This window comes from Clostridium sp. AM34-11AC (genome assembly GCF_003435375.1).
Taxonomy (GTDB): Bacteria; Bacillota; Clostridia; order Lachnospirales; family Lachnospiraceae; genus Pilosibacter; species Pilosibacter fragilis.
In genome coordinates this window covers 573,946-594,733 of the sequence record NZ_QWGL01000001.1, presented here as the reverse complement: position 1 = coordinate 594,733, position 20,788 = coordinate 573,946, and the positions used below count along the sequence as shown (strand labels likewise).

22 protein-coding genes are annotated in these 20,788 nt (G+C 47.9%); 19 read left to right on the top strand and 3 right to left on the bottom strand.

Features of this window, described 5'->3' with window-relative positions; all coding sequences use genetic code 11:
- Nucleotides 1-35: 35 nt before the first annotated feature.
- From DW826_RS02710 to DW826_RS02650, 13 genes are all read left to right on the top strand, one after another.
- Nucleotides 36-1,211, top strand: coding sequence for a CpaF family protein (locus tag DW826_RS02710; protein WP_117471202.1), 1,176 nt, complete (start codon nt 36-38; stop codon nt 1,209-1,211).
- Nucleotides 1,192-1,938, top strand: coding sequence for a type II secretion system F family protein (locus DW826_RS02705; RefSeq protein ID WP_242990544.1), 747 nt, complete (start codon nt 1,192-1,194; stop codon nt 1,936-1,938). Before DW826_RS02710 ends, DW826_RS02705 begins: the two co-directional genes overlap by 20 nt.
- Nucleotides 1,935-3,161: an immunoglobulin-like domain-containing protein gene (locus DW826_RS02700; RefSeq protein ID WP_117551949.1), complete on the top strand. Its 1,227-nt coding sequence runs from the start codon at nt 1,935-1,937 to the stop codon at nt 3,159-3,161. The genes DW826_RS02705 and DW826_RS02700 overlap by 4 nt, the downstream gene beginning before the upstream one ends.
- Nucleotides 3,162-3,256: 95 nt before the next feature.
- On the top strand, nt 3,257-3,424 hold the full coding sequence (locus DW826_RS02695) for a Flp1 family type IVb pilin (protein WP_015552887.1): 168 nt from the start codon (nt 3,257-3,259) through the stop codon (nt 3,422-3,424).
- Complete coding sequence (locus DW826_RS02690) at nt 3,425-5,281, top strand: DUF5702 domain-containing protein (protein WP_117551948.1); 1,857 nt, start codon at nt 3,425-3,427, stop codon at nt 5,279-5,281.
- Between the two features lie 214 nt (nt 5,282-5,495).
- Nucleotides 5,496-6,341: a pilus assembly protein gene (locus DW826_RS02685; RefSeq protein ID WP_181967967.1), complete on the top strand. Its 846-nt coding sequence runs from the start codon at nt 5,496-5,498 to the stop codon at nt 6,339-6,341.
- Nucleotides 6,338-6,769, top strand: coding sequence for an A24 family peptidase (locus tag DW826_RS02680; RefSeq protein WP_117471047.1), 432 nt, complete (start codon nt 6,338-6,340; stop codon nt 6,767-6,769). The genes DW826_RS02685 and DW826_RS02680 overlap by 4 nt, the downstream gene beginning before the upstream one ends.
- On the top strand, nt 6,766-7,179 hold the full coding sequence (locus DW826_RS02675) for a hypothetical protein (RefSeq protein WP_117471046.1): 414 nt from the start codon (nt 6,766-6,768) through the stop codon (nt 7,177-7,179). Before DW826_RS02680 ends, DW826_RS02675 begins: the two co-directional genes overlap by 4 nt.
- Nucleotides 7,179-8,642, top strand: a complete 1,464-nt coding sequence (locus tag DW826_RS02670; RefSeq protein ID WP_117471045.1) for a DUF6382 domain-containing protein — start codon at nt 7,179-7,181, stop codon at nt 8,640-8,642. Before DW826_RS02675 ends, DW826_RS02670 begins: the two co-directional genes overlap by 1 nt.
- A 112-nt stretch (nt 8,643-8,754) precedes the next feature.
- Nucleotides 8,755-9,855, top strand: a complete 1,101-nt coding sequence (locus DW826_RS02665) for a hypothetical protein (protein WP_117471044.1) — start codon at nt 8,755-8,757, stop codon at nt 9,853-9,855.
- A 22-nt stretch (nt 9,856-9,877) separates the two neighbouring features.
- A complete protein-coding gene (locus tag DW826_RS02660) occupies nt 9,878-10,498 on the top strand; it encodes a rhomboid family intramembrane serine protease (RefSeq protein WP_015552895.1) in 621 nt (206 codons plus the stop codon).
- The gene (locus DW826_RS02655) at nt 10,495-10,911 is read left to right on the top strand and encodes an HIT family protein (protein ID WP_015552896.1); all 417 of its coding nucleotides are present in this window, start codon (nt 10,495-10,497) and stop codon (nt 10,909-10,911) included. The genes DW826_RS02660 and DW826_RS02655 overlap by 4 nt, the downstream gene beginning before the upstream one ends.
- A gap of 26 nt (nt 10,912-10,937) precedes the next feature.
- The gene (locus DW826_RS02650) at nt 10,938-11,483 is read left to right on the top strand and encodes an RNA polymerase sigma factor (RefSeq protein WP_117472544.1); all 546 of its coding nucleotides are present in this window, start codon (nt 10,938-10,940) and stop codon (nt 11,481-11,483) included.
- Here the strand turns inward: DW826_RS02650 and DW826_RS02645 are convergent.
- Nucleotides 11,474-12,544 (bottom strand): undecaprenyldiphospho-muramoylpentapeptide beta-N-acetylglucosaminyltransferase, encoded by a 1,071-nt coding sequence (locus DW826_RS02645; RefSeq protein ID WP_021904060.1) that lies wholly within the window; start codon nt 12,542-12,544, stop codon nt 11,474-11,476. The two genes, DW826_RS02650 and DW826_RS02645, sit on opposite strands and share 10 nt — an antisense overlap.
- Nucleotides 12,545-12,658: 114 nt before the next feature.
- On the opposite strand from DW826_RS02645, the gene DW826_RS02640 reads away from it, so the two are divergent.
- Both DW826_RS02640 and DW826_RS02635 read left to right on the top strand, forming a co-directional pair.
- Nucleotides 12,659-13,549: a hypothetical protein gene (locus tag DW826_RS02640; protein ID WP_117551946.1), complete on the top strand. Its 891-nt coding sequence runs from the start codon at nt 12,659-12,661 to the stop codon at nt 13,547-13,549.
- A 65-nt stretch (nt 13,550-13,614) separates the two neighbouring features.
- Nucleotides 13,615-14,145, top strand: a complete 531-nt coding sequence (locus DW826_RS02635) for a DUF6147 family protein (RefSeq protein ID WP_117551945.1) — start codon at nt 13,615-13,617, stop codon at nt 14,143-14,145.
- A gap of 214 nt (nt 14,146-14,359) precedes the next feature.
- On the opposite strand, the gene DW826_RS02630 is transcribed toward DW826_RS02635, so the two are convergent.
- Nucleotides 14,360-14,608: a TIGR03905 family TSCPD domain-containing protein gene (locus tag DW826_RS02630; protein WP_015552901.1), complete on the bottom strand. Its 249-nt coding sequence runs from the start codon at nt 14,606-14,608 to the stop codon at nt 14,360-14,362.
- A 456-nt stretch (nt 14,609-15,064) separates the two neighbouring features.
- Here DW826_RS02630 and DW826_RS02625 point away from each other — a divergent pair, with 456 nt between their 5' ends.
- From DW826_RS02625 to DW826_RS02615, 3 genes are all read left to right on the top strand, one after another.
- Nucleotides 15,065-15,757: a 5'-methylthioadenosine/adenosylhomocysteine nucleosidase gene (locus tag DW826_RS02625; RefSeq protein WP_015552902.1), complete on the top strand. Its 693-nt coding sequence runs from the start codon at nt 15,065-15,067 to the stop codon at nt 15,755-15,757.
- A 212-nt stretch (nt 15,758-15,969) separates the two neighbouring features.
- Nucleotides 15,970-17,100, top strand: a complete 1,131-nt coding sequence (locus DW826_RS02620; RefSeq protein WP_015552903.1) for a hypothetical protein — start codon at nt 15,970-15,972, stop codon at nt 17,098-17,100.
- A 234-nt stretch (nt 17,101-17,334) separates the two neighbouring features.
- Nucleotides 17,335-18,684, top strand: a complete 1,350-nt coding sequence (locus DW826_RS02615; RefSeq protein ID WP_117503583.1) for a glucose-6-phosphate isomerase — start codon at nt 17,335-17,337, stop codon at nt 18,682-18,684.
- A gap of 346 nt (nt 18,685-19,030) precedes the next feature.
- Here the strand turns inward: DW826_RS02615 and DW826_RS02610 are convergent, their stop codons facing one another.
- Nucleotides 19,031-19,297: a hypothetical protein gene (locus DW826_RS02610; protein ID WP_015552905.1), complete on the bottom strand. Its 267-nt coding sequence runs from the start codon at nt 19,295-19,297 to the stop codon at nt 19,031-19,033.
- A gap of 185 nt (nt 19,298-19,482) precedes the next feature.
- Between DW826_RS02610 and DW826_RS02605 the strand changes: the two genes are divergently transcribed.
- Complete coding sequence (locus DW826_RS02605) at nt 19,483-20,583, top strand: hypothetical protein (RefSeq protein WP_117551944.1); 1,101 nt, start codon at nt 19,483-19,485, stop codon at nt 20,581-20,583.
- Nucleotides 20,584-20,788: the final 205 nt, after the last annotated feature.

The window sequence follows — 20,788 nt, the reverse complement described above, 5'->3', positions numbered from 1 at the left end:
CGCAGATCCTGGCAGAGATGACATATGACCGGCAGATGTCGGACGAGGAGATCGCGGAGCTTATCGATCGGAGGATGGATGTCTGTATGGAGGAACAGCCGGAGGAATTCCCGCAGACACTTGGGGAGCGCCTAAAGCTTCACCGGGAACTCTTTGATTCGTTCAGACGTCTGGATATCCTGCAGGAGCTGGTGGACGATCCGAGGGTGACGGAGATCATGGTGAACGGGCCGGACCAGGTATTCGTAGAGACAGGGGGAAAGATCGGGCGGTGGGAAAAGTCTTTCGAATCCAGGGAGCAGTTGGAAGATCTGATCCAGCAGATCGTCAGCAGTGTGAACCGTATCGTCAACACGTCGATGCCGCTGGCGGACGCCAGGCTTTCAGACGGATCCCGAGTTCATGTGGTGTTGGAGCCGATAGCGTTAAACGGTCCGATTTTGACGATCCGGAAATTTCCGGAGCCAATGACGATGGAACGCCTTTTGGATTATGGAAGTATTTCCCCGGAAGCCGCGGACCTCTTAAAAACACTTGTAGCTGCGCGGTACAACATTTTCGTCAGCGGCGGAACCGGAGCGGGAAAAACGACCTTTTTGAATGCACTCTCAGAGTTTATCCCGCCCGGTGAGCGCGTGATCACGATCGAGGACGCAGCGGAGCTGCAGTTAAACCACATCGAAAACCTGGTGCGGATGGAGACGAGGGAAGCCAATGCGGAAGGTGCCGGGGCTATTGGGATCGGGGAGCTGATCCGGGCGGCCCTTCGTATGCGGCCGGACAGGTTGATTATCGGTGAAGTACGTGGAAAAGAGGCGCTGGACCTTTTACAGAGCCTCAACACAGGACATGACGGCGGCTTTTCCAGCGGACATGCCAACAGTGTGAAGGATATGCTGTCCAGGCTTGAGACTATGGTGCTGATGGCAGCTGATCTGCCGCTGGCGGCGATCCGGAGCCAGATCGCGTCGGCGGTGGACATTATGGTCCATGTGTCAAGAATGCGGGACAAGACGAGAAAAGTAACGGCGATCGAGGAGGTGGACAGATTTGAAAACGGCGAGATCATCCTCAATCCCCTGTTTACCTTCCGTGAAGCGGAAAAAGCAGGAGACGGTTTCGGAAATACAGGGAAAGTGGAAGGAAGTCTTGAGCAGATCGGAACGCTTAAGCACCGGGAAAAACTCAGACTTGCAGGGTATCGAGTATGAGACGTATACGCTGAGCCGAAGGGAGTGGGTGCTTTACGGGGCAGAAGGAATTCTTTTGGCAGCGGCGCTGGACTATGTGTTTTACCGGAGTTTTCTTTTGATTTTGCTTATTTTTCCGGCGGGGATCCTGTTTCCGCTGGCCTTAAAGAAAAAGCTGAAGCAGAGGCGGATGGAAAAACTGCGGGGAGAGTTTAAGGACGCGATCCTCGCAGTGGCATCAGGGCTGAATGCGGGGTATTCGGTGGAGAATGCGTTTGCGGTGAGCTTAAAGGAGATGGAGGAGATTCACGGGAGCGATTCCATGATCGCGAAGGAGATCCGGCTGATCCTGCGAAAGGTCCGGATGAATCTGACATTTGAGGATGCTTTGGGGGACTTTGCGGCGAGAAGCGGCCTGGACGATGTGAAAAATTTTGCGGACGTGTTTCTTGCGGCGAGAAAAAGCGGCGGAGAACTGATGCGGATCATCACCAGGACCGCAGAGATCATCGGGGAAAAGATCCGGATCCAGGAGGAGATCCTGACGGCAACGGCATCAAAACGCATGGAGCAAAGGATCATGAGTGGGATTCCCGTCTTGATCGTAATCTACATTGAGCTGACGTCACCGGGGTTCTTTGGGATTCTGTATACAACGCTGATCGGACGGATGCTGATGACGGTCTGCCTTGCAGTCTATCTCGCTTCATGCTGGCTGGCTGATTATTTCCTGGAGATCGAAGTATGAGAGAAAAAACGCGAAGAGGCAGGTTGAACGAGTACGGAAACGAGTATGGAAAGTATGCGGCATGTGTGCTCTCTGGTTTTGTGCTTTACGGGTTATCGGAGGCGGTAGGAGAAATAGGGGATCCTGTCCGTGACGGGGTTCTCGCCCGAAATGAGTATGGCGGCGGGGATCGGCAGTATGAGCTTCTGGTGGAAGGTCTGGAAAACGGGGAGGAACAGGTGAAAGTCACGGTTCCTGAGAGGAAAATGTCAGACGCGGAGGTTCAGAAAGAACTTCCGGGGATCATGGAGTACCTGAAGGGGGAGATATTAGGGGGAAATTCGTCTCTTTCGAAGGTACAGAGTGACCTGAACCTTACCAGGACCCTCGTAAAGTATGGACTTTCTGTTGAATGGGAGTCCGGGGACCCCGAGACCGTGAGCGATATGGGACTGATCGGATCTGAGATGCCTGAGAGCGGGAAAACGGTGACTCTGCGGGCAGGACTTATGAACGGATCTTCGGTTACCTGGGTGGAGATTCCTGTGACGGTGTTTCCAGAGACCGAGACGTTGAGAGAAACATTTTCCGCGTTTTTGGGGAAGCTTGCGGAGAAAGATCTGGAGACAGGACAGGTGGTGCTTCCAGAAACTTTTGACGGGAGAACTCTCCATTATCGGTCGGCAGATGGATGCGGAAACGGCGGACTGATCTTTCTGGGGATCGCTGCGGCGCTATGTCTATTCCTGAAGGAAAAGAGTGACGCAAAGGAAGCGAAAAAGCAGTGGGAAGACCGGATGATCCTGGACTATCCGGAGCTGCTGTCGGACTTTGTGGTCCTGACCGGGGCCGGTTATCCGGTCCGCCAGGCATGGAAAAAGCAGGTCGTGGATGCAGAGAGCAAAAATACAGTGCTTATCCATCCGGTATATCGGGAGATGAGGACTGCCTTGAACCAGATGGAGACAGGGACACCTGAGATCCGGGCATACGGGGAGTTTGGACGGCGGATCGGTCTGGGATGCTATATAAAATTTGCGTCCCTGCTCGGAAACAGTGTGAGTACGGGAGGAAAAGATCTGAGGCGGCTTCTCGAGGAGGAGATGGAGACGGCATTCCGTCAGAGAAAAGAACTTGCGCTCCGAAAAGGCGAGGAGGCGTCCACAAAGCTTCTGATCCCGATGTTTCTCATGCTGGGAGTTGTGATGGTCATGGTGGTGGCACCGGCATTTTTGTCACTGTAGAGACTGAAAAAAGGATCCTTTCTGTTTTAGCCGCACGGCGGAAAATGCCTGCGGCAGGAATGAGAAGATCCAGAAGGGATATGGGAGGTGTATGTATGCAGTTGAAGAGATTTCTTATGGAAGAAGATGGCGTTGGAGTTATTGAGGTGGTTCTGATCCTCGTAGTGCTCATTGGGCTTGTCATTGTGTTTAAGACCCAGATCAACAAGCTTTTGACGGCAATCTTTACGGAGATCAACAAACAGGCGAAAGAGGTATATTAGATGAGGTACCGGGGAGAGATTACGGTTTTTCTGAGTCTGACGCTGATATGTGTGCTGTCGCTTGTCCTGGGACTTGTGGAATCGGCGAGAACGGCGGGAGCGAGACTGTATCTTCGGATGGCATCGGATTCGGCGGTGTCATCGGTGATGAGTTACTATAACCGAAATTTATGGGATCGCTATCAGCTCCTATTTCTGGAATATGAATCGGAGGCGGCGATCAAGGAGACCTTCGGCCGCTATCTCGATTTCTATCTGGAACAGGCAAATATGTATCCGGCAAGACGGAAAAACGTAACACTCTCCGGAATGTCCCGTATGGTGGATGAGAATGGGAGATGGCTTGAGGAGGAGATCGCTGCCTATATGAAGTACCGTCTCCCGGAGCTTGCAGTGTCCGGAAGCGGGGTTTTGAAGGAAGCGGAGCAGGTAAAGAAAGCGGGAGACTTCCATACTCTGTATGATTCCTGCTGCGGATCCGGGCGTTCGGTGCGCAGGCTGGAAAAGGCGGGGCAGGCGGTTGAAAAGTCACTGAAGACGATAGAAGAAACTCGGGAAAAGCTTTGCGATGCGGCAGATGAAGAGAGAGCGGCTGCATTTAAGAGGCATGCGGCTGTTTTAAAGCGGGAACTAAAAGGATTTCCGGGTCTGGTGAAACAGTTTCAGAAGGAACTGGAGCGCCTGGAAACAGAGAACAAAAAAATGGATTCCGGACAGTTGGAAGACGAGACAGCGTCCGGGACATTGGGACAGGAAATATCAACATGTAATGAGGTGGTCAAAAGCGCAAAGGAGCGGCTTGATGGATATCTGCAGAATGAAACGCAAACCGAGCGGAACCTGGAGCTTCTGGAGGAGGCATGCGGGCTTCTCGATATGGAATCGGATGCGGAGGATGAAGAGGAGGAAGAAACAGAATGGGAGCAGATCAGTCAGTGCGTGGAGGAGATGGAGAACTTGGAGTCAGTGGATTCTGGGCCGAAGGATAAGAAGAAAGCGGCTGCATTGGACCGCCTGGAGGAGCTTTTTGACAAAGAACTGCTGGATATTCTTCTTCCTGCCGGAACGGCGATCTCGCAGAACGCTGTTTCCTTAAAAGGAATTCCGTCCGCGTCGAAATATCAGAATGATACGGAAAGCTCAGATACAGAGGGAACCGGGCTTTTGGAGGCGGCATCGAGACAGATGGCTGTAAATGCATATGTTCCGCTGTATTTCTCTTCATTCTTAAAAGAAAATGAATCAGAACCATCGGCATTGCGATATGAGATGGAATATCTTCTTGCAGGAAAAAAATCGGACCGGGAAAACTTAAAGGATGCTGTGAACCAGGTACTTACACTCAGAGGAGCAATGAACTTACTGTTTTTGCTGAATTCTCCGGATAAAAAGGCGGAGGCGGATGTCCTGGCGGCAGCAGTGGCGGTGGGAATCGTACCAGCGCAGATGGCGTTGTCTTTTTTTATCCTGACGCTGTGGGCGTTCGGGGAGGCAGTGCTGGATGTAAAAATGCTGTTGGCGGGCGGAAAGATACCGTTCTGGAAGACAGAAGGAACCTGGAAGACCTGTCTTTCCGGGCTGTTGGATCAGTCGTTTTTGAAGGAGACAGGGGAATGCTCCGGGGATGGAAGAACATATACGGAGTATTTAAGCTGCTTGATCTTTCTCATGGATCGGAAAACAAGAAATTTCCGGATGATGGATCTGATCCAGTGGAATATCCGGACGGAACAGGCGGATTTCTCAGTGGCGAACTGCGCATACCAGATTGAGATCGAGGCGGAGGTTTTGCAGAAGCATATGTTTTTTCAGAAAGAGGAATATAAGGGAACTGTGTATGTGGCGGGATCGTATTAATGCTGTGGAAACAGCCCCCATCATCTGACTGTAAGAAAACATAATCTGGAAGACAAAAATCCCATCGGCGCAGCCGATCTGGAATAGATTCCTGATTGTAACTATGAAGGTACTGAGTAGTTACATTTAATTTAGATAAAGGAGGTGTATGGCTGTGCTCTTCTTTGCCAGTTTTGATGAAATGAATAAGCAATGCCATTCTTATAGGAAAAATATGTCTCTCCAAGTACATGATCCCCTGCTGGCAAGGAGAGCGCATCCATGCACCTCCTCACTCCCGGCCTCCATGGCAGTGGAAGCTGCGCTTGTCCTTCCACTCGCCCTGTTTTTCTTTCTGGCACTTCTCCAACCAGTTATCTGGCTTGACAGGCAGAGAAAGGTTCAGACTGCCATGGAGCGGATTGGCGAGGAGATCAGTCAATATGGGATTTTGGCGGAGTCGGTGGAAACCGGAGACAGTGAGTTGCCGGCATTCTGTACGGACGCTGCGGCAGCTCTTTGGATCCGGGGAAAAGTCGGGCAGTACGCGGATCATGTGACGGTGAAAAAGGCAGATGTATACGGAGAGAACGGTGAGATCGAGTTTGCGGCGGAGTATCAGGAGGAGATTCCATTTTTTGAGACAGTTCTGGGAAAACAGACGGAGACTGTGGCTGTGAAACGGAGGTCCTGGATCGGAATTCCCGGGAAATTAAAGGGAGACGGGACTTCTCAAGATGGTGATGGGGATGAGCAGACGGAGATGGTCTATGTAGGGGCCGGAATAGGGAGATATCACCTGTTCCGGGACTGCCATTATATTTCGAATGAGTACATGACTGTCACAAGATCTGAGGCAGAAAACGGCAAGGTTCCCGGAGAAAAGCGAACGCCCTGTGCCGTCTGCGGGAAAAAGGGAGATGGATCGGAGACCGTCTATATCACGACGGCAGGCGAGCACTATCACTGCAATAAAAATTGCAGGTCTATGATATCCTATGTGCGGGAAGTACCGAAGGATGAGGCGGAACATCTTGGATTGTGCTCATACTGTGTGAGGAAAAAGGGGGAGACAGAATGAATCTGTTTTTTGTTTTTTTAGGAACCGCAGCCTGGCAGGATCTCAGAACGAGAAGCATCAGCCTGGAGGTACTGGCGGGCGGAGCGGCAGTAGGGATCATAACCTGCATATGGAAGGAACGGCTTCCGGGGGAGATCGTTCTGGCGATGATTCCTGGAATTATGCTTTTGCTGATTGGAATGTTGACAAGGGGGCTCCTGGGTGAGGGCGACGGGTGGTTTTTTATTGTATCCGGATTTTTCCTTGGGTGGCAGGAGTGTGTGATGTTATTGATCTCCGGGCAGATTTTCTGCGGAATATTTGGGCTTGCGATAATGGTCGGCGCACAGATCGGAACTGGAAGGGAAAATATCCGAAAACTGCGGCTGCCGTTTTTGCCGTTTCTTTTACCTGCGTCACTGTGGATGGTGCTTATGAGGATGATATGAGAGAGACGACTTGCATAAAGAAATATTACAGCGCCAGCATAACGGTAGAGGCATCCATAATTCTTTCGGTGGTCTTACTATCCCTGGCGGCATTTATCCGATATGCCTATACGGTCCATGATACGGTGACTGGCAGTATGATCCTGGAGGAAACACTGGAGCGGGCCAGAAATAACGTCAATGAGAAAAAAACGATAGATTCTTTTGAGCAGGAGGGAAGCCAGATGGGGAACCCAAGGCTTTATCTGGGAGCATATGAGCTCCATCTGAATCTGGGAGCGCTGACGGCAGAAGGTGACGCGGCGGCGGGGGACTGGAGTCTTCATATAGAGCGGGCGGATATCCACCCGGAGACTTTTCTGCGGCAGCAGGACGCCTTGAAGAAAATAAAAGACAGGATCGATGACTGATGAAAACAGAATTTAAACGAGAAATGAACCGAAATTACATGGTACTGCACCCGGAAAAAGAGATCGGGGGATCCTATGCGCTGCGGATGCTGTCGGAAAACAGGATCAACGGACTTCTGCCGTTTCAGGAAAAAAGGATCGATGGGGAGACATTCCTGTATTTTAATATCACGTCGAGACAGTCGCTAGCCAGAATGATGGAATACCGGTCATTTAAGGCAAAGGAGATCCGGCAGATCACCAGTGATCTGGTCGTCACCATGACGGCATTGGAAAGGTTCCTGATGGACGGAGACCAGCTTTGTCTGGAACCGGATATGATCTATGTGGATCCGGATGACCTGAAAGCGAATTTCTGCCTTCTTCCAGGGAGTGGCAGTCAGTTTGAGGAGAGTTTCCGGAAACTGGCACGGTATATTCTGGACCATGTGGATCACACAGACGGAGACGCGGTAGTTCTGGCATTCGCTCTGTTTCGGGCAGGAGAAAAGGAAAATCTGGGGATCCGGGATCTGGAAAAATGTCTGCGGGCGGGAGAAAGAGACGGGAAAGAAGATATTTTCGGGGAAAACACTGGAAAGGAAAAGTTATATGAAGCAGAGAGAAAAATGGTCAGGGAATATGGGACAGGGGCAGCAGGAGAGCTGCCGCGACATCAGGGAGAAAAGCAAAATGGATCAGAAGGAAAGTACAGATATTCTGAGATCAAGAAAACGGATCTTTCAGGCGAGACAGAAGAACTAGCAGAGGAAAAAGGGCTGAAGCACGGGAAAAACTTGTTTTCAGTGCTGTTTGCGGTTTTGATGGCAGCTGTTCCGGTGGCAGTTTACTTTATCGTCGGAATCGATCGGATTCTGGAATGGAAATGGGGAATCCTTGCGGCGGAAGGTGTGCTGATGGCCGGCGTGATATTCTTTCGTGTGAAAAAAGATGAAGAAGAGACCGGGGAAACAGAAGAGGACTGGGAAGTTGAGTTCCGGGAAGAAGAGGACAGGGAGCGCGGAGGAATGCCGGACAAAATTGAATACCGGAGAGATATGGCGGAAGTGTGGGGAGATGCAGAAAATAATGAGAATGGCATTTATACTGATCCTAATGACTTAAGAACTGATGTAAGACAAAGAGAATCTGATGAAATGCAGACAGTGCTTCTTACGGGAAGACAGATATACCCGGCGACAAGACGTCTCGTCCCGGAAAATGGGGGCGAGGACGTCCTGGTCCGATATTTCCCGTTTATTATTGGAAAGAACCGGGAAATATCGGATTTCTGCCTGAATCTGCCTCAGATCAGCCGGATCCACGCGAAAATTGAAGAAGATAAGGACGGATATATGATCACGGATCTCAATTCAACGAATGGAACCAGTGTAAATGGGCGGTTCCTGGAGACAAATGAGAGTATTCATATAGAACCAGGGGAAATGCTCTCTTTTGCGGATCAGAGATACCGTTTTTTGTAGGATCTCCTGGGTAAAAGTTCCGTTAAAGAGAAAGTAAAAATACAAAACAGGGGTGGTGTTTTTCGGACATTTGGTCTATGATATATCCATCAATGATGAAAGGAGGGGTATTATGGCTTTTCAGATGCCAGAATATCATCAGCCCGATTTTTCAAAGGAACAGTTTATCAAGGCCCCTGACGCGAAATGGGAAATCGTGGAGATCGATGGGGTTGCCCCAGAATACTTTCACAGTACATCTATGTTCCCGGAATATTTTAAGATCCAGGGCAAGTGGGTGTTAGCGGAAGAGAGCCGCATGGATTCCAGCGTTGTGATCTGCCCGGATGGACATTTGGAGGTAGTCGAAAACAGGAATCTCAAAAAAGGTGACAAGGTTATTCTTGGACGGAGCGAAGCCTGCGAGGAGGGAATTTATGTCCACAGTACAGGATTCCAGACAGAAGCGGACGCGCTTGCGGATAAATTTGTGTTCCGCCAGGGACGAAGCAGGGAGACCTCCTATGCGAGAGACTATGACCGCCTGATGGACCTTCTTCGCTATGAAAAAGAACATGGGAAGATTGTCTGGGTCATGGGACCGGCGTTTTCCTTCGACTATGACGCGAGAAACGCAATGCAGTCCCTGATCGATAACGGATATGCCCACGGTCTGATGGCAGGAAACGCGCTCGCGACCCACGACCTGGAGGGCGCGCTGTTGCATACGGCACTAGGACAGGATATCTACACGCAGGTATCCCAGCCGAATGGCCATTACAACCACCTGGATGTGTTAAATAAGGTCCGCAGAAGCGGTTCCATTCCGAAATTTATCGAGGATAATCACATTGACAATGGTATTATCTATGGATGCGTGAAGAATCATGTTCCGTTTGTTCTGACCGGTTCGATCCGCGATGACGGTCCAATGCCGGAAGTCATCGGAGACGCGTATAAAGGACAGAGCGCCATGCGCGATATGGTGCGGGATGCCACCTGTGTGATCTGCTTAGCTACAATGCTTCACACGATTGCCACGGGCAATATGACTCCGTCATTCCGCGTTATGAAGGACGGAACGATCCGCCCGGTATATCTCTATACTGTTGATGCGGACGAGTTTGTGGTAAACAAGCTGATGGACCGCGGAAGCCTCTCTGCAACGACTATCGTGACGAATGTCCAGGACTTTATCACGATCATCGCAAAAGGACTTGGGGTCATGAAATAACAGAGTAGAAAGGATGAGACCCATGGGAAGCCGATATGGAAAGAAGGCTTATGTAAATGGACTTCTGATTGCTCTGAATGTGCTGTTTTTCCTGTATCTGGAGATCACCGATTCCTCGGAGGACGCGTATTTCATGTATACAAAGGGCGCGATGTTTGCACCTGCAGTCCTGGAGGACGGTGAGTATTACCGGCTTTTGACAGCGATGTTTATGCATTTTGGAATCCGGCATATTATGAACAATATGCTGGTCCTGTTTGTGATTGGGGACAACCTGGAACGGGCACTGGGACATGTGAAGTACCTGATATTTTACCTGCTCTGCGGAATTGGCTCGAACTGGGTGTCTATGATGGCGCATACAGCTGATACAATGACAGTATCAGCCGGGGCATCCGGCGCAATTTTTGGAGTGGTCGGCGGCCTGCTTTATGTGGTCACGGCCAACAGAGGGCAGTTGGAAGATCTGAATACAAGACAACTTGTGATCATGATCTTTTTCTCCCTGTATTTAGGATATACAAGCACCGGTGTGGACAATATCGCACACCTGTCTGGCCTTGTAATAGGCTTTGTGCTTGCTATAATTTTATATCATAGGCCTGCCAGAGACCGGTGGGCGGACGGAGGTATCAAAAGATGAAAGACTGTAACTGTATTTTCTGTAAGATCGCGAATGGTGAGATTCCTTCCTCAACTGTATATGAGGATGAAGATTTCCGTGTAATTCTGGACCTTGGTCCGGCTGCGAAAGGTCACGCCCTGATCCTTCCGAAAGAACACTTTAAGGACGTTACCGAGCTGGATCCGAAGATTGCTGCAAAAGTACTTCCGTTAGGAGCGAAACTCGGAACCGCAATGAAGAAATCCCTGGGCTGCGCAGGCTTCAACCTGGTACAGAATAACGGTGAAGCAGCAGGACAGACGGTATTCCATTTCCATGTACATGTGATCCCGCGCTATGAGGGCGGTCCGGTGATCGCTGGATGGGAACCGGGAAAAGAAGATCCGGAGGTTCTTGCTGAGACAGCAGAAAAGATTAAAGATGCACTGTAATCAGAGAGATTTTTAAAGGAGAATTTATGCCGCAGGACAAAGATGAACTGCTGCAAGTACTGATTACGAAATATGCTCAAATGTATATGAAGCTGGCTTATGCGATCGGAGTGCCATATGATGATGTGGAAGACATTGTCATGGAAGCATTCTGGTCGTTCTACCGGGCGGATTATGGCGGGAAGCTAGAGAGTGAAAAAGCTATAAAAGTGATGCTGGCGCGTATTGTCGAGAATAAATGTATCGACTATTTTAGAAAAGAGAAGCGAAGCATCAAGCCGAATGAGGACGAAGATGTGAGTGAACTGGAGTATGTCGCAGATCTTTCCACATACGATCCGCTGCAATCCGTAATTAGCAGAGAAAGCTGCGGTCAGATCTTCGAGGTCCTGGATGGTTTAAGGGAATCGTGGAAGGATGTCACGGTGATGTATTTCATCCAGGGATTTACGACTGAAGAAATTTGTGAGCGTCTTGAAATCACGAACGACATGTGTCGTTCGCGAATTTCAAGAGCAAGAAAATACTTAAGAGAAAACCTGAAAAGTCGTATGGACCGCGGTCATTTGTGATCAGCACAATCGTTGATCAATTTCATGATCGTATCAATTGCATTATTTAAATGGCTCTTTTCCATACTATCAATGAATGTCCGGCGGTTCTCGTAGGTATCGTGAATCGCGTCAAAAAGAGTGGCGTCAGTCACTTTCTCCTCTTCCAGAACCGTGGAATACCCCTGTTTTGCAAAAGAATTGGCATTCAGGATCTGATCTCCACGGCTGGCCGCTGCGGAGAGCGGAATCAGGACATTCGGCTTCCTGAGTGCAAGAATTTCACAGATGGAATTTGCACCTGCCCTGGAGACAATCAGATCAGCTGCCGCAAATAAGTGCTTCAGCGGACTGTCAACATATTCATACTGAACGTAACCGGGAGTTCCAATCAGGGACTCATCCAGGTTCCCTTTTCCACAGATATGGATCACCTGGAATTGTTCTAAGAGCTTTGGAAGAATACTGCGGACCGCGCCGTTTACTTTTACGGAGCCCAGACTTCCACCGATTACAAGAATAATCGGTTTTGCCGCAGAGAGGTTTGTGTACTGCAGACCGGCAAGACGGTCACCTTGAAGGAGTTCTGCACGGATCGGGGATCCTGTGAGGACTGCCTTTCCTTCCGGAAGATACTTTAAGGTCTCCGGGAAGTTGCAGCATACCCATTTTGCAGACGGAATGCAGAGTTTATTTGCCAGACCTGGAGTCATATCGGACTCGTGGATGATCGTCGGAATGTGGTAATGCTTTGCAGCGAGGACAACAGGAACCGCAACAAAGCCGCCCTTAGAGAAGAGAACATCCGGTTTGTATTTTTTCATCAACTTTAAGGCCTCTGCGTAACCTTTTAATACGCGGAATGGGTCGGTAAAGTTCTTTAAATCGAAATATCGGCGCAGTTTTCCGGAAGAGATTCCGTCGTAAGGAATACCTGCGTTTTCAATCAGTTTGCGTTCCATACCATTGTAGGAACCAATGTATCGAATATCATATCCGGCTGCCTTGAGAGACGGAATCAGGGCAAGGTTCGGAGTAACGTGACCGGCTGTACCACCGCCGGTGAGAAGAATGGTTTTCATAAAAATTGCCTCCATGGAGCAAGAATTTCACAGCTGCTGACTATTTAATAGTAACGGCTGAAAGAGAAATGTCAACCCCTAATAGATACAAAGGAAGAAGCGAGGTGCTGAATCATGGCAGACACGGAGAATCGTGAGGATCAGAAAATAAGCGAATGTCTTCGGGAAGCGTTTGGCTATTCGGATGATCAGCTGTTAAAACAGCTGGATCAGGCAAACGAGACTTTCAAAGATGTAAACTTCACTGGCGCCGAAGATCGACTCATGAAACGTTTCCTGGCACGAAAAGCCGAACTTGAAAAGGAAACCGCCTCCCAGACACCGACTCTGGTTCCACAGAACGAATCAGCCAACATTCAAATTGCAGAAGAGCTTCCAAAGAAGACGGTAACAGTAATCTCTGAAGCGGAAGAGAAAAAGAAGAATGAGAAGAAAGAGAAGAAAGTGATACGATTCGGAAAGAAGAAGGTCCTTGCTACTGCGGCGTTGGTGGCAGTGATTGCAGGGATGCTTGGGGGGACGGCGATTGGGAAGAAGAGTTATTTTTTAAAGATTAGAAGAAATGAGGCTACAATTTCTCTAGATAATGATAAAAATACGCCAAGTAATTCAAAATTGGAACAGGCATATGAAGCATTGGAGAGTGAATTAGGACTTCCCGTATTAAAATTGGGGTATATTCCGAAAGAATTACAGTTTATAAATTATGATATTTATGAAGACGGAGGGCAGATAGAATTTTCTTATTGCGGAAAAAGTGTTTACCTTATTCAACGAAAGAAGGAAATGAGTGTTTCTGCAGAAATAAAGTCAGATAGAAATGAGGAAGGAATTGTATTTAACAAATGGATTAATAAAGATATAGAATATTATATTAATGACTTAGAGGATAACAATCAGGAATGTGAATGCTTTATTACAATAAACAATAGCTATTATTACTTATTTGGATATATAGAAAAAGAGGAATTTGAAAAAATATTAGAATATCTAAATTTTTTTTAAAAATCGGTCACAAATCTCTTTTACATACGTTTATATTTATAAAAATAAGTAAAGGAGATTAGTGAATGAAAGCAATGAAAAGGATTATCGGGGTGGCACTAATATTTACATTGATGACGTGTGGAACTGCGTTTGCAGGACTAAAAGACGTGAGGAATAGTCTGCTAACTACATACACACAAAGTAGGCTATTAGCTGATACATGTGTAAATGATGGTGATATTACACCTAACAGTGCAAGAGGAATAGTATTTTCAGCAGGAATGTTGGAACTGGTTAATAAACAAGATGGAACATTACATATTTCTGTAGATACATTTGCACATAGTGTAGTGGATGAGATTTATCAATCTGTATTTTTAGATATGTGGGATGAATCAAAAGAAAAGTGGGTACAGGTTGGACATTGGGAATTTGAAAAAAACATTAAAGAAGATGAGAACCTAACATCATATCATGTAGGATTTACAGTGTCAGGATGTGAAGTTAATCGTTATTACCGTGCTCGTGCAATACATTTAGTTCAGTGGGGCGATGATGCAGAAGGCAAATCCACACAGACAAACGGTGTCCTTCTCACCGACCATGAAGTTTAACCTTTAATACTTTAGTATATTATTTCGGCCGAATAATATAGATACAAACTGATAAAGGGAGATGGTTGATGGGAAGACACCGTAGATAAAACCGGTCGAGGCCGGTGAGAATAATGATTCGACAATTTATGAACTGAATAAAAGAAATAGCCCCGCGCACAACAAACCTCTTGCGGGGCTATTTTTACGTCTGGAAATGACTCACTTTTGATGTTTAAGCCTGCTGCTCTTTGTACTGCTTTAAAGCTCTTGCAAGCTGGTCTGGACATGAGGTTGGGCGGCCGTTGCAGCTTACGCCTTCGACTCTCTTGATGACATCGTCGATATCCATGCCTTCAACGAGAAGGCCGATACCTTTTAAGTTTCCATTGCAGCCGCCAACGAAGCTTACATTTTTGAGTTTGTTGTTCTCTACATCAAAATGGATTTCTCTGGAGCAGGTGCCCTGTGTCTTGTATACCATATAAAAACCTCCGTTTGTAAAAATATGACCTTGCGGCCAGTTTGAAAGTATCCTTATTATACTCACAGCAGAGAATCATTGTCAAGAGAAGCGCGGAAAGAGCTGAGGATAGGCGATAAAGCAAGATTTCCAGACGGAAAAAAATAAGTTTACAGGTTACAGACGAAGCAAATATCGGAATTGTTAAAAACGGGCCAGCTTAGTTCGAGGTGAGTAGAAGAGCGAGCGAACTTAGTGACTTAGTCATTCTGGAGATCGACGGATGAGTTGAGGATTTTATCGGCGGATGAGCTAAGGATTTATTTGACCTTCCGCTTTGTATCCCGTATAATGAGAACGATAAAGACGGTAAGAACGCGTCTAAAACTCAGACAGAATCTATGTTTAAGAGCAGCAGATGAACTGCTGCTTTCGAGATCAGACTAAAATCATATGATACAACACGGAGGAATTCAAATGCTTGGTATTATCGGAGCAATGGAAGTGGAAGTCGAGAAGCTTCGCGCGAAAATGACAGAGACAGAGATGAAGACAGTGGCAGGAATGAATTTCTGCAAGGGAAAACTGGAGGGAAAGGACGTTGTCATCGTTCGCTCCGGTATCGGTAAGGTAAACGCCGGTATCTGCAGCCAGATCCTTGTGGATCTTTATCAGGTGGATGGAATCGTAAATACAGGAATCGCAGGTTCCTTAAGAAATGAGATCAATATCGGTGACCTCGTTCTCTCTACTGTTGCAGTACAGCACGATGTGGACGCAGGCGGATTCGGATATCCGGCAGGTGAGATTCCCCAGCTTGGCGTGAAGGAATTCCCGGCGGATGAGCGACTTTTAGCTCTCGCGGAAGAGGCATGCAGAGAGGCAAACCCGGATATCAGCACTTTCAAGGGACGCGTTGCCAGCGGTGACCAGTTTATCGACAGCAAGGAGAAAAAGAACTGGATCCATGACACCTTCGACGCGTACTGCACAGAGATGGAAGGCGCAGCAGTCGCTCAGGCCGCATACTTAAACAAGGTTCCGTACCTGATCGTCCGTGCGATCTCCGACAAGGCAGATGACAGCGCCCATATGGATTACGGCGAGTTTGAGGCAAAGGCTGTTGAGCATTCCGTGAACCTGATGCTTGCACTTGTAAAGAGAATCTAAAAAGAGAAGACTCAAAAAGTTTTCTGGAGCAAGAAAGCTGCGAGAACTACTTTCTACGAGAATATTTTACCTCCACTATCACCTTAAAACGCGATTCCTGTCCCCATTTGACGAACGATTCTTCCGTTCTCAACCTTCTCAAAAACATTCTAGGACGGTATAATTAGTGGCATCATCTGGAATTGATCTGGACGAAGAAAGGGGAACTGATTATGCTGGAATTTTTACAGACAGGGAGAATGCTCTATGTCCTGGCAGCGATCTGTGCGCTCGGGACACTCAGCACACTCGTAACAGGCAGCCTCTACAAAAGATTGATCAAAGAAACCGGAAACATGGCTCTCACGAAGGATAAAAATTTAAAGGCGCTGAAACAGCGCATGGAAAATGTGTTCCTTATTAACCACGGGATCCGAAATGTGAACGCGTACATAGAAAAACAGCTCTACGGATTCCGTTTCATGCACATGAGCCTTGACGGGTGGGACAATTTGTCGGTGCAGGCGATGATCCTCTGCTTTATGGCAGGCGGAGCGGCGGCGTTCGGTGCTTACTGGTATCGGTGTGACAACTATTATATTGTGCTCTACGGGGCAGCGGGTGTTTTTGGCGGATTGTTCCTCGCATTTGTGGACAACGGGATCGGTGCCGGGACAAAACGGAAACAGCTTGCGGATCATTTAGTTGATTATGTGGAAAACTCTCCGCATTTTTATAAAAGTGTGGATAACAGCGCCTACGCCGGGCAGGAGCGGAAAAAGGCGGTGGGCTCTTCCGATATCGTAGATTTTTCAGGCACCAGCGGCATTGGATATGGAAGAAACCAGGAGAATGCGAGAAAAGAAAAGCTCAACAGCCGCTTTTCTGTCCTTGGAAAAAAGAAGGACGCACAGGCTGCTAACGGGAACGGGGAAACGGACCAGGTGGAAAAAGGGAGTCTCGCCAGGACCAGGGACACCGGGAGAACGTCACGTCTGGACGGAAAAGGACCCGCGTTCCAGGAAAATGAGGACGACCAGGCCGTAAATGGGAACAGCGCAGGCAGTTCATCAAAAAAAACGGCGGGAAAGGCCGATTATAATAGAGGCACAGTTCAAAATGTCCGGGATATTGGACAGGAAAATTCAGGAACAGGCGGAAAAGTACCGACAAGTGAGACGGAGCTTGCCCAGAGTATCAATCATCTGAGCGAGAGCCTGAAGCAGATCGCCGCGAGCAGGGAGCAACCGGAGGAGATGCTGAAAGATTCGGACAGGCTGGATCTGATACGGAATTCAATCCCGCCGGCGGAGCTGGACATGCTGAAGACGCTGTTTAATACATTGCAGAGTGGCGGGGTATAAAATCAGCAAGGTAGTCCATATTTTAACAATACAAGGCAGACGGTGAAACAGAACGGCAAACAAATCGAAAAATCAGGAGCACGGCGCAGTGCTTAAAACCTGGGGGAGGAAAGCGGATGATGAGTGAAGATGTAGTGCCGATAAAATTGCTTCCGTCCATTGTCAAGGGTTTCACGAAGTGGTATAATAACGAACGGAGATTGTGAATCTCACACAAGAAAAGGAGACAGGGTTATGGGTAAAGAAATCGTATTTGATTATTCCAAGACAGCCGGATTTATCAGCGAAGAGGAAATGAAAAACATGAAGAGCACCGTTATGGGCGCGAAAGATGTCCTGACAGCGAAATCCGGTGCAGGCAATGACTATCTTGGATGGATCGACCTCCCGGTTGATTATGATAAAGAAGAGTTTGCAAGGATCAAGAAAGCGGCAGAAAAGATTCAGGGAGATTCCGATGTGCTTCTCGTGATCGGTATCGGCGGATCTTACCTCGGAGCCCGCGCTGCGATCGAGTTTTTATCCCACAGCTTCTACAATGTGCTGCCGAAGGGAAAGAGAAAAACTCCTGAGATCTATTTCGTAGGAAACAGCATCAGCAGCAAATATATCCATGATCTTCAGGATGTACTGGAAGGAAAAGATTTCTCCATTAATATTATATCTAAGTCCGGCACAACCACAGAGCCGGCGATCGCTTTCCGCGTATTCAAGGAAATGCTGATCGGCAAGTATGGCAAGGAAGAGGCCAACAAGAGAATTTATGCGACCACAGACAAGGCAAAGGGAGCTTTAAAGAATCTGGCAAACGAAGAGGGATACGAGAGCTTCGTTGTTCCGGATGACGTTGGAGGACGTTTTTCCGTGCTCACAGCCGTAGGTCTTTTACCGATCGCAGTCAGCGGAGCAGATATCGACGCCCTGATGACAGGTGCAGCGGACGCAAGAAAGGTCGCTCTTGAGACAGAGTATGAGAAGAACCCGGCACTTTTATATGCCGCGGTCCGCAACATCCTGTTAAGAAAAGGAAAACAGGTGGAGATCGTAGCAAACTACGAGCCGAGCCTTCATTATGTATCTGAGTGGTGGAAACAGCTCTTCGGTGAGAGCGAAGGAAAAGACCAGAGAGGTATTTTCCCGGCAGCCGTTGATCTCACAACAGACCTTCACTCCATGGGGCAGTTTATCCAGGACGGCGCACGTATCATGTTCGAGACCGTTCTGAACGTGGAAGAATCTCCGGCGGAGATCGTCCTTCAGAAAGAGGATGTCGACACAGATGGTATGAACTATCTGGCAGGAAAGACGGTTGATTTTGTAAACAAGAGCGCCATGAACGGAACGATCCTCGCGCACACAGACGGCAGCGTGCCGAATCTTATGGTGAAGATCCCGGCGCAGGATGCTTACAGCCTTGGCCAGCTGTTCTACTTCTTCGAGTTTGCCTGCGGCGTCAGCGGCTACATCCTTGGTGTCAACCCGTTTAACCAGCCGGGTGTTGAGAGCTACAAGAAGAACATGTTCGCCCTGCTTGGAAAACCAGGCTATGAGGAGGCAAGAGAGGCGCTTCTCAAGAGATTATAAGTTATAAGGACGAATATTTTATGCGGCTTGTGAGGCGAAGTATGCAGATGGCAGAAAGAGAAAAAACATTCGCAAAAAGTCAGCCGTAGATAGAGATGAAAATAAAAATCAGCCCGATATCCAGGTGTTCTCCAGACAGGAAATACACGATAGGATGTTGGGCTGATTTTTATCTCAGTCGAGAAGACTCCCACCATTTCAGGTGGTGAGTCATAACAAATTAGTCTCAGTGGGAGTCCAATCTCCAACTGAGATAAACGCTCCGCGAGGATGCGCAGTGATTCTGTAAAGAATATGTCAGCTGCTTTCGTTCCGGTTTTTGCCTGCACGGTGCATGAACCGGAGCTTACTCCTCGATCACCTGAAATTCCAGATAATCAAAATCGATCGATTCAATAAAACTGTCCTTCGTAAACCGCGTCTTATCATGCAGCTGAAAGTCGCGGATATTCGAGTCGAGCCAGATTGGCTGGCTTAAGTCAAATTCATGGCAGATCTCATCCAGTGCCTGAAATACCATGGCAGTTCTTGACATGGAATAGTCGTTATTGCAGGAAACCATATCTCGCACAAGATGGTTATCTTTCCATATTTTTCCCCAGATCCGGAACATAAAAACGTCCTCCATTCGATTGCTTTCACGATCATGATTTGAAAAACAGTATAACGGATTTTTTCCAGAAAGTAAAGGCACAACATTTTGCCCAAAATGCCTTGTATCGTCAGAAAAATTGTAGTAATCTATATCTATATGGACATTTTGATGACATACTTGAACCAGAGCCAGGAGGACAAAAGATGGGACAGCCAATTACAGATTATGCTGCTTTTTTTGCCAGCGCAGGACAGGCAGTACAGGAACTGGAAGCTCTGAATACAGAAGTGGAGCAGCTCGAAGCGGATGAGAAAAAGTTAGAGAGTTCCCTTAAGGGAAAACAGCGTTCTGTTACAGAAACCATCAGTCAGACGGTGAAGCAGCGGAAAGAAGAGATCACAAAAAGCTATGACGCGGAACTCGGAAAGGCCCAGGAGCGGCTTAAAAAAGTAAAAGCGAAGCGTGAAAAAGCAAAAAACCAGGGCGTCAAGGAACGGATCGAGGAGGACACCCGGGGACTTGTGCGGGAAAATAAAGAACTGGCGGATCAGATCAAGACCTTATTTAAGGCAAACCATGTTCCGGGTTTCTGCCGGGGAAATTATTACTACGCACTCTACTTTACGAGGACATTTAAGGATTTTCTGGCACTTCTTGTGACGATCCTGATCTGTTTTCTCGCGATTCCCTGTGGCGTGTATTTTCTGATCCCGGAGAGACGGACCATGTATCTCGTTGGAATTTATGTGGCAGCGATCCTCGTTTTCGGCGGAATCTATGTGACGGTGGGAAATATGACCAAGGTGCGCTACATGGATGTGTTAAAAGAGGGACTTGGCATCCGTGCAAAGATCCGCGCGAATAAAAAAGAGATGAAAGTGATCGCGAAGACGATCCGCCGGGACAAGAACGAGACGATCTACAATCTCCAGAAATTCGATGATGAGATCGCCCAGCTCGATCAGGATGTGGCTGAGATCAACCGGAAAAAGAAAGAAGCGCTGACGACCTTCGATACTGTAACGCGGACGATCATCTCCGACGAGATCACGGCAAACAATAAAGAAGAGATCGGCCGGATGGAGGATGATCTTGCTTCTTTGTCGGAAAAACTCCGCAGTACGCGTACAGCGGCGAAGGAGAAATCGCTGTTTATTACGGATAACTACGAGGTATATATAGGAAAAGGCTATATGACTTCTGAGAAGCTGCAGGCGCTGGCGGATATCGTGAGAAGCGGAGCAGCGTCCAATATAAGTGACGCGATTGCTATTTATAAGAGCCAGGAAGAGACGGCAAAGTAAAAAACGCTCAGCAAGTCCGACGAAAATACCGATTCGTATAAAAAACGAATGGAAAAGAAAAAGATAACTGTTCAGTAGGTCTGCGCACTTGCTGTGCTGACCGCAAGAGAACATAAGCTGGAAGGCAAAAATCCCATCGGCGCAGCTGATCCGGAATGGATTTTTGCTTGTAACTATAAAGGTACTGGATAGTTGGAGAAAAAGT

What these genes read in the sequence shown, in the direction of transcription:
- DW826_RS02710 (WP_117471202.1), top strand. Translation starts at nt 36, where the DNA reads ATGTCGGACGAGGAGATCGCGGAGCTTATCGATCGGAGGATGGATGTC.
- DW826_RS02700 (WP_117551949.1), top strand. Translation starts at nt 1,935, where the DNA reads ATGAGAGAAAAAACGCGAAGAGGCAGGTTGAACGAGTACGGAAACGAG.
- DW826_RS02695 (WP_015552887.1), top strand. Translation starts at nt 3,257, where the DNA reads ATGCAGTTGAAGAGATTTCTTATGGAAGAAGATGGCGTTGGAGTTATT.
- DW826_RS02690 (WP_117551948.1), top strand. Translation starts at nt 3,425, where the DNA reads ATGAGGTACCGGGGAGAGATTACGGTTTTTCTGAGTCTGACGCTGATA.
- DW826_RS02685 (WP_181967967.1), top strand. Translation starts at nt 5,496, where the DNA reads ATGTCTCTCCAAGTACATGATCCCCTGCTGGCAAGGAGAGCGCATCCA.
- DW826_RS02680 (WP_117471047.1), top strand. Translation starts at nt 6,338, where the DNA reads ATGAATCTGTTTTTTGTTTTTTTAGGAACCGCAGCCTGGCAGGATCTC.
- DW826_RS02675 (WP_117471046.1), top strand. Translation starts at nt 6,766, where the DNA reads ATGAGAGAGACGACTTGCATAAAGAAATATTACAGCGCCAGCATAACG.
- DW826_RS02670 (WP_117471045.1), top strand. Translation starts at nt 7,179, where the DNA reads ATGAAAACAGAATTTAAACGAGAAATGAACCGAAATTACATGGTACTG.
- DW826_RS02665 (WP_117471044.1), top strand. Translation starts at nt 8,755, where the DNA reads ATGGCTTTTCAGATGCCAGAATATCATCAGCCCGATTTTTCAAAGGAA.
- DW826_RS02660 (WP_015552895.1), top strand. Translation starts at nt 9,878, where the DNA reads ATGGGAAGCCGATATGGAAAGAAGGCTTATGTAAATGGACTTCTGATT.
- DW826_RS02655 (WP_015552896.1), top strand. Translation starts at nt 10,495, where the DNA reads ATGAAAGACTGTAACTGTATTTTCTGTAAGATCGCGAATGGTGAGATT.
- DW826_RS02650 (WP_117472544.1), top strand. Translation starts at nt 10,938, where the DNA reads ATGCCGCAGGACAAAGATGAACTGCTGCAAGTACTGATTACGAAATAT.
- DW826_RS02645 (WP_021904060.1), bottom strand. Translation starts at nt 12,544, where the DNA reads ATGAAAACCATTCTTCTCACCGGCGGTGGTACAGCCGGTCACGTTACT.
- DW826_RS02640 (WP_117551946.1), top strand. Translation starts at nt 12,659, where the DNA reads ATGGCAGACACGGAGAATCGTGAGGATCAGAAAATAAGCGAATGTCTT.
- DW826_RS02635 (WP_117551945.1), top strand. Translation starts at nt 13,615, where the DNA reads ATGAAAGCAATGAAAAGGATTATCGGGGTGGCACTAATATTTACATTG.
- DW826_RS02630 (WP_015552901.1), bottom strand. Translation starts at nt 14,608, where the DNA reads ATGGTATACAAGACACAGGGCACCTGCTCCAGAGAAATCCATTTTGAT.
- DW826_RS02625 (WP_015552902.1), top strand. Translation starts at nt 15,065, where the DNA reads ATGCTTGGTATTATCGGAGCAATGGAAGTGGAAGTCGAGAAGCTTCGC.
- DW826_RS02620 (WP_015552903.1), top strand. Translation starts at nt 15,970, where the DNA reads ATGCTGGAATTTTTACAGACAGGGAGAATGCTCTATGTCCTGGCAGCG.
- DW826_RS02615 (WP_117503583.1), top strand. Translation starts at nt 17,335, where the DNA reads ATGGGTAAAGAAATCGTATTTGATTATTCCAAGACAGCCGGATTTATC.
- DW826_RS02610 (WP_015552905.1), bottom strand. Translation starts at nt 19,297, where the DNA reads ATGTTCCGGATCTGGGGAAAAATATGGAAAGATAACCATCTTGTGCGA.
- DW826_RS02605 (WP_117551944.1), top strand. Translation starts at nt 19,483, where the DNA reads ATGGGACAGCCAATTACAGATTATGCTGCTTTTTTTGCCAGCGCAGGA.